The 13,346-nt window shown below is 70.5% G+C and carries 12 protein-coding genes; 5 read left to right on the top strand and 7 right to left on the bottom strand.

The genetic code is table 11. From position 1 onward, the window contains the following. Positions 1 to 47 precede the first annotated feature (47 nt). Together NBY69_RS08100 and NBY69_RS08095 are read left to right on the top strand one after the other, a co-directional pair. Complete coding sequence (locus NBY69_RS08100) at positions 48 to 1,298, top strand: nucleotide sugar dehydrogenase (RefSeq protein ID WP_250299407.1); 1,251 nt, start codon at positions 48 to 50, stop codon at positions 1,296 to 1,298. A 115-nt stretch (positions 1,299 to 1,413) separates the two neighbouring features. Then, positions 1,414 to 1,941: a hypothetical protein gene (locus NBY69_RS08095; protein ID WP_250299404.1), complete on the top strand. Its 528-nt coding sequence runs from the start codon at positions 1,414 to 1,416 to the stop codon at positions 1,939 to 1,941. A gap of 83 nt (positions 1,942 to 2,024) precedes the next feature. On the opposite strand, the gene NBY69_RS08090 is transcribed toward NBY69_RS08095, so the two are convergent. From NBY69_RS08090 to NBY69_RS08075, 4 genes are all read right to left on the bottom strand, one after another. Then, on the bottom strand, positions 2,025 to 3,149 hold the full coding sequence (locus tag NBY69_RS08090) for a GuaB3 family IMP dehydrogenase-related protein (protein ID WP_250299402.1): 1,125 nt from the start codon (positions 3,147 to 3,149) through the stop codon (positions 2,025 to 2,027). A 105-nt stretch (positions 3,150 to 3,254) separates the two neighbouring features. Then, entirely contained in the window at positions 3,255 to 4,757 is a 1,503-nt protein-coding gene (gene guaB / locus NBY69_RS08085) for an IMP dehydrogenase (RefSeq protein ID WP_250299400.1), read from the bottom strand. A 222-nt stretch (positions 4,758 to 4,979) separates the two neighbouring features. Further along, positions 4,980 to 5,567, bottom strand: a complete 588-nt coding sequence (locus tag NBY69_RS08080; protein WP_250299398.1) for a sigma-70 family RNA polymerase sigma factor — start codon at positions 5,565 to 5,567, stop codon at positions 4,980 to 4,982. Positions 5,568 to 5,801: 234 nt separating this feature from the next. Further along, on the bottom strand, positions 5,802 to 6,413 hold the full coding sequence (locus NBY69_RS08075; protein ID WP_003948568.1) for a response regulator transcription factor: 612 nt from the start codon (positions 6,411 to 6,413) through the stop codon (positions 5,802 to 5,804). A gap of 357 nt (positions 6,414 to 6,770) precedes the next feature. Here NBY69_RS08075 and NBY69_RS08070 point away from each other — a divergent pair, with 357 nt between their 5' ends. After that, positions 6,771 to 7,094 (top strand): WhiB family transcriptional regulator, encoded by a 324-nt coding sequence (locus tag NBY69_RS08070; RefSeq protein WP_250299396.1) that lies wholly within the window; start codon positions 6,771 to 6,773, stop codon positions 7,092 to 7,094. A gap of 70 nt (positions 7,095 to 7,164) precedes the next feature. Here NBY69_RS08070 and NBY69_RS08065 read toward each other — a convergent pair whose 3' ends face one another. Next, complete coding sequence (locus tag NBY69_RS08065; protein ID WP_250299395.1) at positions 7,165 to 8,055, bottom strand: LysR family transcriptional regulator; 891 nt, start codon at positions 8,053 to 8,055, stop codon at positions 7,165 to 7,167. A gap of 79 nt (positions 8,056 to 8,134) precedes the next feature. Between NBY69_RS08065 and NBY69_RS08060 the strand changes: the two genes are divergently transcribed. Together NBY69_RS08060 and NBY69_RS08055 are read left to right on the top strand one after the other, a co-directional pair. After that, positions 8,135 to 8,812: an MOSC domain-containing protein gene (locus NBY69_RS08060; RefSeq protein ID WP_250299393.1), complete on the top strand. Its 678-nt coding sequence runs from the start codon at positions 8,135 to 8,137 to the stop codon at positions 8,810 to 8,812. Positions 8,813 to 8,852: 40 nt separating this feature from the next. Next, on the top strand, positions 8,853 to 9,626 hold the full coding sequence (locus NBY69_RS08055; protein WP_250299390.1) for an SDR family oxidoreductase: 774 nt from the start codon (positions 8,853 to 8,855) through the stop codon (positions 9,624 to 9,626). Positions 9,627 to 9,670: 44 nt separating this feature from the next. Here the strand turns inward: NBY69_RS08055 and NBY69_RS08050 are convergent, their stop codons facing one another. Both NBY69_RS08050 and NBY69_RS08045 read right to left on the bottom strand, forming a co-directional pair. Further along, positions 9,671 to 11,209 carry a right-handed parallel beta-helix repeat-containing protein gene (locus NBY69_RS08050; RefSeq protein WP_250299387.1) on the bottom strand — a complete coding sequence of 513 codons (1,539 nt, stop codon included), beginning with the start codon at positions 11,207 to 11,209 and terminating at the stop codon, positions 9,671 to 9,673. After that, a complete protein-coding gene (locus NBY69_RS08045) occupies positions 11,206 to 13,254 on the bottom strand; it encodes a DUF2264 domain-containing protein (protein WP_250299385.1) in 2,049 nt (682 codons plus the stop codon). Before NBY69_RS08045 ends, NBY69_RS08050 begins: the two co-directional genes overlap by 4 nt. Between the last annotated feature and the right edge of the window lie 92 nt (positions 13,255 to 13,346).

Below are 13,346 nucleotides of genomic sequence, written 5' to 3'. Positions count from 1 at the left end.
GACTTGCGCTCTCGTCCCCCTCCGGCTATTGGGAAGCGGATCACCCCATGCCCGCAGATCTCGCCGTCATCGGACTCGGTCACCTCGGCCTGCCGCTCGCCCAGGCCGCAGTCGCCACCGGCCTCGAAACGATCGGATACGACACCGACCCACGCCGACTCCTCCAACTCGCCGCCGGTCACACCCCCGTCGACGGCTCCCTCAGCGCGGCCGACATCCGCCGGATGCTCTCGGGGGGCTTCCGGCCCGTCACCGATCCGGCCGAACTGGGCCGGGTGCGTACCGCCGTCATCTGCGCGCCCACCCCGCTCGGCGAGGACCGGGCGCTCGATCTGACCCCGGTCGCCGACGCGACCCGTGCGCTCGCCGCACGGCTGCGCCCGCACACCACGGTCATCGTCGAATCGGCCGTCTACCCGGGCACCACCGAGGAGATCCTGCGCCCCCTCCTGGAGGAGGGCTCAGGGCTGCGGGCCGGCCGGGACTTCCACCTCGCCTACTCCCCCAGCCGCCTCGACCCCGGCAACCGCAACCACCCCTACGCCGCGACACCCAAGGTCATCGGCGGCCTGACCCCCGCCTGCACGGAATCCGCGGCGGCGTTCTACGGCCGACTGAGCGACAAGGTCGTCAGGGCCCGGGGTCCCCGCGAGGCCGAGATGACCAAACTCCTCGAAACGAACTACCGGCACGTCAACATCGCCCTGGTCAACGAGATGGCCGTGCTCTGCCACGAGCTGGGCGTGGACCTCTGGGACGTCATCCGCTGCGCCGAGACCAAACCCTTCGGCTTCCAGGCCTTCCGTCCGGGCCCCGGCGTCGGCGGCCACGGCGTCCCGGTGGACACCGCCGGTCCCCCGCACACGGTCCGGCCGCTGCGCATGGTCGAACTCGCGCAGCAGGTCAACGACCGGATGCCGCAGTACGTCATCCAGCGCTGCGCCACCCTCCTCAACGAGCACGGCAAGTCGGCGCGCGGCGCCCGCGTGCTGCTGCTCGGCGTGACGTACAAGCCCGATCTCGCCGACCAGGAGAACTCCCCCGCGGGAGAGATCGCCCGGCGTCTGATGGACCTCGGCGCCTCGGTGAGCTACCACGACCCGTACGTCCCCGACTGGCGCATCCGCGACGTGCCGGTGCCCCGTGCCGACTCGCTGTACGAGGCGGCGGCGGGCGCCGATCTGACCGTTCTGCTCCAGCAGCACCGCACCTACGACCTCCAGGGCCTCTCCGTGAAGGCCCAGCTCCTGCTGGACACCAGGGGAGCCACCCCGGCGGGAGCCGCCCACCGGCTGTGAAGGTCCTGGGTGAATGCCGTGAGGGAATGCCGTGGGTGATTGTCGGTGGGGACTGCTAGCGTGCGACGTTCGCTTCTCGCACAGTCGTGCGCTTCTGTCCCAGGGGGGACCCACCATGAGCCAGCCCGTGCCACCGCCGTACCCGTCGGACCCGAACGACGCACCCCAGCAGCCCGGACAGCCCCAGCCCGGACAGCCGTCGGCCTTCGGCTACCCGATGGCACCGCCTCCGGCACCGGTGCGCGACAACCTGGCGGGCGGTGTGGTGGTCGCGCTGGTCGTCGCGCTCGTCGCCGCAGGGATCTACGGGGCCCTCGGCGGCGCCATCGAGCGCGAGGTGAGCTATGCCGCGCTCGGCGTGGGCTTCGTGATCGGCTTCGCCGCGGGCAAGGTCGGCGGGCGCAACCCCGTGCTTCCCTTCGTCAGCGCGGCCCTCGCACTCGTCGCGATCTACCTCGGCGAACTGCTCGGCGCGGCCATCATCATCGCCAAGTCGGCGCCGGTCTCCGTGTCCGAGCTGTTCTTCCAGAATTTCGGCCTGCTGTCGAGCGCCTGGAAGGAGAGCCTGGACTTCATGTCGTTCGTCTTCCTGGCCCTCGGCGTCATCGCCGCCTTCTCGGGTGCCAGGAAGGCAGCCGCCTGACCGCCGCTCCCGCCGTACGCACGACGGGGCCCCGCTGCCGGTTCCGGCAACGGGGCCCCGTCGTGTAGATCCGCCTCAGGGGCTCAGCGCTTGTGCTGCGCGTCCGCCACCGTCACCTCGACGCGCTGGAATTCCTTCAGCTCGCTGTAGCCCGTGGTCGCCATCGAGCGGCGCAGCGCACCGAAGAAGTTCATCGAACCGTCCGGGATGTGCGAGGGGCCGGCCAGGATCTCCTCGGTCGTACCGACGATGCCCAGGTCCACCAGCTTGCCGCGCGGCACGTCCTCGTGGACGGCCTCCATGCCCCAGTGGTGGCCCCGGCCCGGCGCGTCCGACGCGCGGGCCAGCGGGGAGCCGATCATCACCGAGTCCGCACCGCACGCGATGGCCTTCGGCAGGTCGCCCGACCAGCCGACGCCGCCGTCCGCGATGACGTGGACGTACCGGCCGCCGGACTCGTCCATGTAGTCGCGGCGGGCCGCGGCCACATCGGCGACCGCGGTCGCCATCGGGACCTGGATGCCCAGCACGTTGCGCGTGGTGTGCGCGGCGCCGCCGCCGAAGCCGACCAGCACGCCCGCCGCGCCGGTGCGCATCAGGTGCAGGGCCGCGGTGTACGTCGCGCAGCCGCCCACGATGACCGGGACGTCCAGCTCGTAGATGAACTGCTTCAGGTTCAGCGGCTCGGCGGCACCGGAGACGTGCTCGGCCGAGACCGTCGTACCGCGGATGACGAAGATGTCGACGCCCGCGTCCACGACCGCCTTGGAGAACTGGGCGGTGCGCTGCGGGGAGAGCGCCGCCGCGGTGACCACACCCGAGTCGCGCACCTCCTTGATGCGCAGACCGATCAGGTCCTCCTGGATCGGCGCCGCGTAGATCTCCTGCAGACGCCGGGTCGCCGTCTCCTCGTCCAGCTCGGCGATCTCGTCCAGCAGCGGCTGCGGGTCCTCGTACCGCGTCCACAGACCTTCGAGGTTCAGTACGCCGAGGCCGCCCATCTCGCCGATCCGGATCGCGGTCCGCGGTGACACGACCGAGTCCATCGGGGCGGCCAGGAACGGCAGCTCGAACCGGTAGGCGTCGATCTGCCAGGCGATCGAGACCTCCTTCGGGTCCCGGGTGCGCCGGCTCGGCACGATGGCGATGTCGTCGAACGCGTACGCCCTTCGGCCGCGCTTGCCGCGCCCGATCTCGATCTCAGTCACGATGTGTGGCCTTTCCCTCTATGTCTGCCGTTCCAGTATCCCCGACGCGCGCGCGGAAGCCCGCGGGCCGTCCGGCCCGCGGGCTTCCGAGGTGGTGCGTACGCCTCAGCGCCGGGTGTAGTTCGGTGCCTCGACCGTCATCTGGATGTCGTGCGGGTGGCTCTCCTTGAGGCCCGCCGAGGTGATCCGGACGAACCGGCCCTTGCTCTCCATCTGGTCGACGGTGGCTGCGCCCACATAGCCCATCGTCTGGCGCAGCCCGCCGACGAGCTGGTGCAGGACGTTGGCCAGCGGACCCCGGTAGGGCACCTGACCCTCGATGCCCTCGGGCACGAGCTTGTCGTCGGAGGAGACGTCGGCCTGGAAGTAGCGGTCCTTGGAGTACGAGCGGGCCTGGCCGCGCGTCTGCATCGCGCCGAGCGAGCCCATGCCCCGGTACGACTTGAACTGCTTGCCGTTGATGAAGAGCAGCTCGCCGGGCGACTCCTCGCAGCCCGCGAGGAGGCTGCCGAGCATGACGCTGTCGGCACCAGCGGCGAGCGCCTTGCCGATGTCGCCCGAGTACTGGAGGCCGCCGTCACCGATCACCGGGACACCGGCCGCTCGCGCGGCGAGCGCGGCCTCGTAGATCGCCGTGACCTGCGGGACGCCGATACCGGCGACCACTCGCGTGGTGCAGATCGAGCCGGGGCCGACACCGACCTTGACCCCGTCGACGCCCGCGTCGAGCAGCGCCTGGGCGCCGTCGCGGGTCGCGACGTTGCCGCCGATGACGTCCACGCCGACACTCGACTTGATCTTCGCCATCCAGTTGAGGGCGTTGCTGTTGTGGCCGTGCGAGGTGTCGACGATCAGGAAGTCGACTCCGGCCTCGGCCAGCGCCTGGGCCCGGTCCAGCGCCTCGGGGCTCGCCCCGACCGCGGCGCCGACGAGCAGCCTGCCCTCGGCGTCCTTGGCGGCGTTGGGGTACTTCTCGGCCTTGACGAAGTCCTTGACCGTGATCAGGCCCTTGAGGATGCCCGCCTCGTCGACCAGCGGAAGCTTCTCGATCTTGTGGCGGCGCAGCAGCTCCATGGCGTCGGCCCCGGAGATGCCGACCTTGCCGGTGACCAGCGGCATCGGCGTCATGACCTCGCGCACCTGGCGGCTGCGGTCCGACTCGAAGGCCATGTCACGGTTGGTGACGATGCCGAGCAGCTTGCCCGCCGGGTCCGTCACCGGCACGCCGCTGATGCGGAACTTGGCGCACAGCTCGTCGGCCTCGCCCAGCGTCGCGTCGGGGTGCACCGTGATCGGGTCGGTGACCATGCCGGACTCGGAGCGCTTGACCAGATCGACCTGGTTGGCCTGGTCCTCGATCGAAAGATTGCGGTGCAGCACGCCGACGCCGCCCTGACGTGCCATCGCGATGGCCATACGGGCCTCGGTGACCTTGTCCATGGCGGCGGACAGCAGCGGAATGTTCACGGTGACGTTCCGCGAGATGCGGGACGAGGTGTCGACCGCGTTCGGGAGCACTTCCGATGCGCCCGGCAACAGCAGCACGTCGTCGTATGTCAGCCCGAGCGTCGCGAATTTCTCGGGCACTCCGTCGACGTTTGCAGTCATGACACCTTCCCCATATGGCCTTGATCGGTGCGGATGTCCATGCTAACGGGCTCGGGAGGCGTCTCATTCCACGATCGACCTGATCGGGAATCCTTGGAGGTTCCTACCGCGCGCGGGAGCCGCCCTCCGCGCGGGCCGCGGAGACGCGTTCCGTGCAGAGGCGCGTTTCCGTACGGCGGACAGCACAGCCCCGCCGGTCCCGGTGGGCCCGATCGGCCCCGCCTACTGCTCGGCGAGCGCCCGCAGCCTGCTCAGCGCGCGGTGCTGCGCGACCCGTACCGCTCCCGGGGACATGCCCAGCAGCTGCCCGGTCTCCTCGGCGGTCAGCCCGACCGCGACCCGCAGGACGAGCAGTTCCCGCTGGTTCTCAGGGAGATTGGCGAGCAGCTTCTTGGCCCAGGCGGCATCGCTGCTGAGCAGCGCGCGCTCCTCGGGGCCGAGCGAATCGTCGGGCCGTTCCGGCATCTCGTCGGACGGCACTGCCGTCGACCCCGGATGCCGCATGGCCGCCCGCTGGAGGTCGGCGACCTTGTGCGTGGCAATGGCAAAGACGAAGGCCTCGAAGGGCCGGCCGGTGTCCTTGTAGCGCGGCAGCGCCATCAGGACGGCGACACAGACCTCCTGCGCGAGGTCCTCCACGAAGTGGCGGGCATCACCGGGCAGCCGGTTCAGCCGCGTACGGCAGTAGCGCAGGGCCAGTGGGTGGACATGGGCCAGCAGATCGTGCGTCGCCTGCTGGTCGCCGTCGACGGCCAGGTGAACGAGTGCACCGATCGCCCCATGGGCATTCGCAGCCTCGTCGTCGCGCATCGGTCCATGGTGCCTCGGCACCGAACCATCCGCTTCACCGCGCTCGTAGTTGTGCACTGAAGCGTTATGAGCAGGTGCGCCGGAACTCATCCCCTGCGCCCTCCCCTCCCGCTCGAACGACTCGTCCCCGAGGAACTCCACAACTCAAGGATGCGGCATCACGCGGGAAACAGAGTTGGGGCGTCCGCCACCCCGTCCGCCACCGAGCGGACGGGGGGTCCTGCCGGTCATCTTCTAACGAACCAGGCCCCATCGGAAACCGAGCGCCACCGCGTGGGCGCGGTCCGACGCTCCGAGCTTCTTGAAGAGCCTCCTGGCGTGCGTCTTCACCGTGTCCTCGGAGAGGAAGAGTTCGCGGCCGATCTCCGCATTCGACCGGCCGTGGCTCATCCCTTCGAGCACCTGGATCTCCCGCGCGGTGAGCGTGGGTGCCGCGCCCATCTCGGCCGAACGCAGCCGCCGCGGGGCGAGCCGCCAGGTCGGATCGGCGAGCGCCTGCGTGACCGTCGCCCGCAGTTCGGCGCGCGAGGCGTCCTTGTGCAGATAGCCGCGGGCACCGGCGGCGACCGCCAGCGCGACACCGTCCAGGTCCTCGGCAACGGTCAGCATGATGATCCGGGCACCGGGGTCCGCGGAGAGCAGCCGCCGCACCGTCTCGACGCCGCCCAGACCGGGCATGCGTACGTCCATCAGAATCAGGTCCGAACGGTCGGCACCCCAGCGGCGAAGAACTTCCTCGCCGTTGGCCGCCGTGGTCACACGCTCGACGCCGGGCACGGTCGCGACCGCCCGACGGAGCGCTTCTCGGGCAAGCGGGGAATCGTCGCAGACGAGGACGGATGTCATGACCGCCCTCCGCAGCTGATGCGCGTCACCTTGGGCCTCCAGGCTGGGTACGAATCGTCACCTGTGCGGTCGATGCCTCTCGGACATGTGCCCGAGTGGTTCTTGTCTCAACCGCCCACGCACTCTCAACGATGGTCACTCGAAAGAGTTACGGGCGGGACCGCCGCCTTCGACACTCTACGTGAGGGGACGGTCGCAGAGGAGAGCCCCACGCCCCAATTGCCCGTATTGAGCAGTTGTGACCCATTTAGCTGCTCTTCTTCCATTTTGGTGGTGTCTGTGACTAGATTCGTAATGAGTCATATTTACATCTACTTACATCGTGGATGCACGGTCACGGCTTAAAGGGGACAAGCAATGGCAGATTTCTCCCGCCTTCCCGGACCCAACGCCGATCTATGGGACTGGCAGCTCCTCGCGGCCTGCCGTGGGGTGGACAGCTCGCTCTTCTTCCACCCGGAGGGCGAACGAGGTGCGGCGCGAAGCGCCCGCGAGACCTCGGCGAAGGAGGTGTGCATGCGCTGCCCGGTCCGTGCCGAGTGCGCCGCGCACGCGCTCGCCGTGCGCGAGCCGTACGGAGTGTGGGGTGGGCTGACCGAGGACGAACGCGAGGAACTCATGGGCCGGGCCCGCAACCGACTGATCACCGCCGCCACACCCAACGGCCCCGGCCCCGCTTGACGGTCACCCGCAGCTCACCGAAGGAGAAACGTTCCTTCAGGGGGCCTCGGCCCGTACCCCTGCCGTCGGCTCAGCGGGTGGCGGCCTGGGCGAGCCGGTCCAGGGTCGCCGCCACCGCGGGCACCTGTGCCAGGTCGGGCAGGGTCAGCGCGACGATCTCGCGCTGTACGGCCGGTTCCACCGACACCGTCCTGGCACCCTTCGGACGCACCGACTCGATCGCCAGTTCCGGCAGCACCGCGACCCCGAGGCCCGCGCCGACCAGGCCGATCACCGCCGGATAGTCGTCGGTCGCGAAGTCGATGCGGGGCGTGAAGCCGGCGCCCTCGCAGACCTCCACCAGCTGGCGGCGGCACCGCGGGCAGCCCGCGATCCAGGACTCCTCGGCGAGATCGCCGACGGTGATCGTGTCCGCATCGGCCAGCCGGTGCCCCTCCGGGACCAGTCCGACCATGCGGTCGGTGAGCAGCGGGCGCACGACCAGGTCGTCCCACTCGTCCGTGGCGGGCCCGTAGCGGAAGGCGAGTGCGACGTCGCAGTCGCCGTCGCGCAGCAGGTCGACCGAGCGCGGTGGCTCCGCCTCGACCAGGGAGACCCGGGTACCCGGGTGTGCGGCGCGCAGTGCGGCCAGGGCCGTGGGCACCAGCGTCGAGCTGCCGCTGGGGAACGACACCAGCCGTACGCGGCCCGCGCGCAGTCCGGCGATGGCGGCGACCTCCTCCTCCGCGGCGGTCAGCCCGGCGAGGATGCCCGCCGCGTGGCGCACCAGGGCCTCACCGGCCTGGGTCAGGCGCATTTCGCGGCCCGTACGGATCAGCAGCGTCGTACCCGACGAGGCCTCCAGCGCCTTCATCTGCTGACTGACCGCGGGCTGGGTGCAGCCCAGTTCCCGCGCGGCGGCGGAGAAGGAGCCGGTGGTGGCGACGGCGCGCAGGACACGGAGGTGACGGGCCTCGATCATGATTCGAGCATAAGGGGTTCTTGGGGAGGGTGCGGATAATCGTGTAGTGGCTTTGATGGTGAGCCTCTAGCCTTTCTCCATGAAGCTTCTGTCGGTGAATGTGGGGAAGGCCCGGTCCGCCGCGTACACGGATGCCGTGGGCGGGATGACCGGGGTGGACAAGCGGCCGGTCGAAGGGCCCGTACGGGTGTTCTCGCCGGGGCCGCCAGGGGTCGGCGCCGGCGGGGTCGAGGGCGACTCGGTCTGCGACCTGCGGTTCCACGGCGGCGACGACCGGGCGGTGTACGCCTTCGCGCGCGAGGACCTCGACGCCTGGGAGCGGGAGTTGGGGCGCCCGCTGGCCGACGGCGCGTTCGCCGAGAACCTCACCACCGGCGGGGTCGATGTGACCGGCGCCCTGATCGGGGAGCGGTGGCGGGTGGGGCCCGAGGTGGTGCTCGAAGTCACCGGCGGGCGCATCCCCTGCCGTACGTTCCAGAATCACGTCGGCGAGCCGGGGTGGGTCAAGCGGTTCACCCGGGCCGGGGCGCCCGGGGCGCTGCTGCGGGTGATCGAGCCGGGTGCGTTCACCGCGGGCGACCCGATCGAGGTCGTGCACCGCCCGGACCACGACATCACCGTCGCGCTGCTGTTCCGGGCGGCGACCGTCGAACGCGAGCTGCTGCCGGGCACGCTGGTGGCAGCGGAGTGGATGGAGTCCGGGCTGCTCCGGGAGGCGCGTGCATACACCGCCAAGTACGGGGTAGCGGGGCAGTGAAGGCCGCTCGCCGTCTACGGGACCGTCTAACGTTCCGCCCATGACAACAGCACTGATCACGGGCGCCACAGCGGGAATCGGAGCCGCCTTCGCACGGCGTCTGGCCACGGACGGGCACAACCTCGTCCTGGTGGCGCGCGATACCGAACGGCTCCGGCGTCAGGCGACCGAACTGCACGATCTGCACGGCATCGAGGCCGAGGTGCTGACCGCGGATCTGGCCACCGAGGACGGGATCTCCTCGGTCGAGGAGCGTCTCTCGGACCCGCGGAACGCCATCGATCTGCTGGTCAACAACGCCGGGTTCGGCAACAAGGGCCGCTTCCTCGACGTCTCCGTGGCGGACGAGTTGATGATGCTGAAGGTGCACTGCGAGGCGGTGCTGCGGCTGACCTCGGCCGCGGTTCCGGGGATGCGGGACCGCGGGCGCGGCGGCGTCGTCAATGTGGCCTCGGTGGCGGCGTTCCTGCCGCGCGGGACGTACGGCGCTTCGAAGGCGTGGGTCGTGCAGTTCACCCAGGGCGCGGCGCGGGACCTGGCCGGTTCGGGGGTACGGCTGATGGCGCTGTGCCCGGGGTTCGTCCGTACCGAGTTCCATGAGCGGGCCGGGATGGGTACGGACAACATCCCCGGCTGGATGTGGTTGGACGCGGACAAGCTGGTGGCTGCCGCGCTCACGGATCTCGCGCGCGGCAAGTCGTTGTCGATCCCGGACCCGCGGTACAAGGCTCTGATGGGTGCGGCGAAGCTGGCGCCGCGCGGCCTGCTCGGAGGGATCACCTCCAAGACAGGCCGCAAGTACGGGCCGCAGTAGGACCGACCGTCCCGGTCCCGCGGGACCGTTGGTCCCGCCGGCCGCTAACGGTCGGTGCCGGGGCCCGCGTAGGCGCCGATGTTGGGGGCGCCCGGCTTCAGCTTGTTGCCGAAGTAGTCCTTGCCTCCGTTGTCCGCCACGACCGTCCCCGCGCCGAGGGCGGGCGAGCCCTTCGCCAGCTTGAAGTCATCGCGCAGCAGCGGGTCGGCGGTGATGCCTCCCGGGTTGGGGCGGGTCATGTCGATGCCGTAGAAGGCGTTGTGGTCGAAGGAGAGCCCTGCGGTCGGGTTGCTGAAGCCGTAGCCGCCGGTGCCCTCGCTCACGAAGATGTTGTTGCGGATGTACTGCTCGTGCTGCGTGGTGGCGGGGCTGCCGTTGTCGTCCTGCACCAGGTAGCCGGGGATCGTCTCCTTGTTGGAGAACGAGTTGTTGTAGATCTGGGTGTTGAGGATCGGTCCCGCGCAGTTCTGCAGCAGCCGGGTGCCGTCGTTGTGGCTCACGTTGTAACGGGCGACCGTGTCCACGGTCTTCGCGCCGCTGTAGGGGCAGACCAGCAGGAAGCCGCCCTTGTTGTCGTGGCTGTAGTTGTACTGGAAGACCGTGTGGCTGGAGGCGCCGTCGGCGTCGAAGGACATGCCGTCGTGGCTGTTCCCGCCGCCCGAGACCTCGTTGTACTGGATCAGCGTGTCGTCGGTGTTGAAGGTCCAGATGCCCGCGTTGGCGGAGGGCGAGCGCAGCTGGAAGCCGTCGACACGGTTGTGCTCCACGACCGCGCCGCTGGTGGTGTCCAGCTTCATGCCGTCGCCGCCGATGGACTTCAGCGTGTTGTCGGCGACCCGGACACGGGTCGACGGGGTCCAGGCGCCCGGGTACACGTTCGGGTCCTGCTGCTCGCCGACCAGATCGCGCTTGGAGAAGGTCGACTTGAAGTAGATGCCTTCCCGGTCGACGTCCTCGATGCGGTTGTGGTGGATGTCCAGGCCGTCGTAGTTGCTCGCCTTGGCGGTGCCCTCGACGTCGACGTGGATGGCGCTGGAACCGGTGAGGGTCTTGGAGTCACCACCACGCACGTCGTGGATGTAGAGGTGGTCGATCTCGAAGCCGTGCGCGGTGCCGTAGTCGGTCAGCCGCAGCCGCACTGCGTTGCGCTCGCTGCCCGGGTTCTCGGCGTTGGTGATCTCCAGCCCGGACAGGTGGACGTACTGGGTGTTGGAGAGGAGTACGGCATCGTGGGTGCCCGCTCCGTCGATCACCGCACGGTCCCGGCCGGTGCCGTAGTCGGCGATCGTGAAGGACGCGCGGGACGAGCCCGCTCCCTTCGGGGTGAGGGAACCCGTACAGGTCGCGCCCCGCTTGAAGAGGAGACGGTCGCCGGGGCCGTAGGTGTGCGCGTTGGCCTGGTCGAGCGTGGTCCAGGGGTGCCGGACGGAGCCGTCGCTCCGGCTGCCCGCGGTGGCCGAGCAGTCGACGTGGAACGTGGCGCCGGGCCGGGGCGCCGCCTGGGCCTGGGCGGTGAGCCCGGTGACCGCGAGCGCGGTGAGGGACGCGGCGGTCAGGGCGGTGTACGTACGGCGATGTCTCATGATTCCTCCGGGAGGTGCAGTACGGCGGTGGTGCCGTCCTGCCAGGTCACATGGATCGTGCGGGGGTCGTTGACGCGGATGTCCGCGAGCGTGTCCGCGGGGGCGGGGTCCGGCTCGGCGGTGAGCGACGCGAGGCTGACGAAGAGCGACGCGGGTGCGGTGGTACGGCCGTCGAGCGCGAGGACGTCCGAGCGCGGGCCGAACAGGGTGGAACCTGCGGCGAGTTGCCGTGGGGTCCCGGTGTAGCCGTGGACGGGGTGGAGTTGGGCGGTGAGTGCGCCGGTGGCGGCTGTGCCGGGCGAGGCGGGCGGTGCTGTGGGTGCGGCCGGTGTCGGGGTGGCTGGTGCGGCCGGTACGGGTGTGGCCGGTGTGGTGGCCCAGCCGGTCTGGCGTACGGGGGTTCCCGGCTCGGCTCCGAGGACCAGGTGGGCGCGGAGTTCGGCGCGGCCGTGGGCGAGGGTGGCGGACACGATCCGTACGCCGGGGAGCGGGGTGGTGACGGAGGCGGCCCAGCCGGAGCCGCTGGTCAGGGGGGTGGCCGGGCTCCGGACGGTGGGTCCTGCGTCGGTGAGGAGCGCGAAGTGGTTGTCGCGCGGGGCGTGTTCGGTGGCGTCGGCACCGGAATCGGTGCCGGAGCCGGAACCGGCGGCAGCCGCGTCCGTGGAGCCCGAGTCGGTGGTGGCGGGGCCGGTGGTAGTGGCGGGGCCGGTGGTAGTGGCGGGACTGGTGGGGCCGGTGCGGGTGGAGTACGCGTAGCGGGCGTAGCCCGGGTCCTCGTCCTGGCCCACGTGGTTGCTGCCGTGGTTGTGGAGGCGTACGAGTCCGTCGGCGGCGGTGGACTGGATCAGCAGGTGGGGCGTGGCCAGGGTGGTGACCGTGTCGGCCGTTTCGGACGGCAGCGGCTCCTCGTCCGCCGTCCACACCGGGTGGTCGGCGGGCATCAGCAGACCGAGGAATCCCTTGGACGCCCAGTACGGGGACGCGGGGCCCGAGTACGTCTGGATGATCGGCGCGTACGGACCGTGCCAGCCCAGCGTGAGCAGCCCGTGCTCGTCGGTCGCGCGCTCGTGCGTACGGCCATCGGGTGCGGCCGGGTCCAGGAAGTAGCGCAGGGTGCCGGAGGCGAGGCGGCGGGTGGCGCCAGGGCTGAGCGGGGTGTGGCCGGTCAGCGCGCCGAGCCAGGGGGCTGCCGCGGCGGCGAACCGGTAGGTGAGCGAGCGGCCGTACGGCATGGGTGCGCCGTCCGCGCCGAACATCCGCGTGTACGCGTCGAGATGGGCGTGCAGCCGGGGCCCGTACCGGGCGAGGAGTTCCTGGTCGCCCGCGAGATGGGCGTGCAGGACCGGGTAGAAGTGCATCGCCCAGGCGTTGTAGTGGTCGAAGGAGCGGTTGGGGCCGTCGCTGTACCAGCCGTCGCCGAGCCACCATTCCTCGATGCGCTCCAGCGAGCGGTCGATCGTCCGGCGGGCCCGGTCGGTCTCGATACCCGCGTCCTGGAGGAATCCGGCAACGGTGAGGCCGAAGAGCCACCAGTTGTTGTTCACCGGTGACGGGTCGAGAGCGGGCAGCAGCCAGTCGACGGCCTGCTGCCGGGTGCGGTCGTCGAGGGTGTCCCAGAGCCAGGGGCGGGTGACGCGCAGGCCCAGCGCGACGGACGCGGACTCGACGACGGCCTGCCGGGTTCCGGCCATCTGCGGCCAGGAGTCCGGCCCCAGCAGACCCGATGCGGTACCCGCCGCACCCGCCGGACCGGGCGCGGTGCCCGCCGCCAGGCCCTCGGCGTACCGGGGGAGGAAGCCGTGCGGATCCCGGCCCTCCGCCCCGGCGACCCGGAACGCGGCGAGGAGCCAGGTACGGGCGTACCCTTCGAGGCCGTCGGAACGCGTCCCCGACCAACTGGGGCGGAGGCCGGGAAGGTTGATCAGGCCGTGACGGGGCGATGCCCACGGCCGTACCGCCAGCAGGAGTTCATCGGCCGCCTTCTCCCAGTGCGCGCGGGTCCAGCCGGTGTACGGGCTCGCTGGGTGCGGGGTCGGCGTGGGCATGATGCTCCCTGAAGGCGGCGGACTGCGGCGTCGCCGGAATCTTGAACCCGGGAATGATCGAACGTCAATGGAAGAGTGACGAATGATCGAAA

Source organism: Streptomyces sp. A 4/2, from assembly GCF_940670765.1.
Classification (GTDB): Bacteria; Actinomycetota; Actinomycetes; order Streptomycetales; family Streptomycetaceae; genus Streptomyces.
Note: the sequence above shows the minus strand (reverse complement) of the source record. Positions and strands in the feature narration are given on the sequence as shown.

Coding starts and splice junctions, on each gene's coding strand:
- NBY69_RS08060 (WP_250299393.1), top strand. CDS start 8,135: ATGAAGCTTCTGTCGGTGAATGTGGGGAAGGCCCGGTCCGCCGCGTAC.
- NBY69_RS08070 (WP_250299396.1), top strand. CDS start 6,771: ATGGCAGATTTCTCCCGCCTTCCCGGACCCAACGCCGATCTATGGGAC.
- guaB (WP_250299400.1), bottom strand. CDS start 4,757: ATGACTGCAAACGTCGACGGAGTGCCCGAGAAATTCGCGACGCTCGGG.
- NBY69_RS08095 (WP_250299404.1), top strand. CDS start 1,414: ATGAGCCAGCCCGTGCCACCGCCGTACCCGTCGGACCCGAACGACGCA.
- NBY69_RS08055 (WP_250299390.1), top strand. CDS start 8,853: ATGACAACAGCACTGATCACGGGCGCCACAGCGGGAATCGGAGCCGCC.
- NBY69_RS08065 (WP_250299395.1), bottom strand. CDS start 8,055: ATGATCGAGGCCCGTCACCTCCGTGTCCTGCGCGCCGTCGCCACCACC.
- NBY69_RS08100 (WP_250299407.1), top strand. CDS start 48: ATGCCCGCAGATCTCGCCGTCATCGGACTCGGTCACCTCGGCCTGCCG.
- NBY69_RS08075 (WP_003948568.1), bottom strand. CDS start 6,413: ATGACATCCGTCCTCGTCTGCGACGATTCCCCGCTTGCCCGAGAAGCG.
- NBY69_RS08080 (WP_250299398.1), bottom strand. CDS start 5,567: ATGCGCGACGACGAGGCTGCGAATGCCCATGGGGCGATCGGTGCACTC.
- NBY69_RS08045 (WP_250299385.1), bottom strand. CDS start 13,254: ATGCCCACGCCGACCCCGCACCCAGCGAGCCCGTACACCGGCTGGACC.
- NBY69_RS08050 (WP_250299387.1), bottom strand. CDS start 11,209: ATGAGACATCGCCGTACGTACACCGCCCTGACCGCCGCGTCCCTCACC.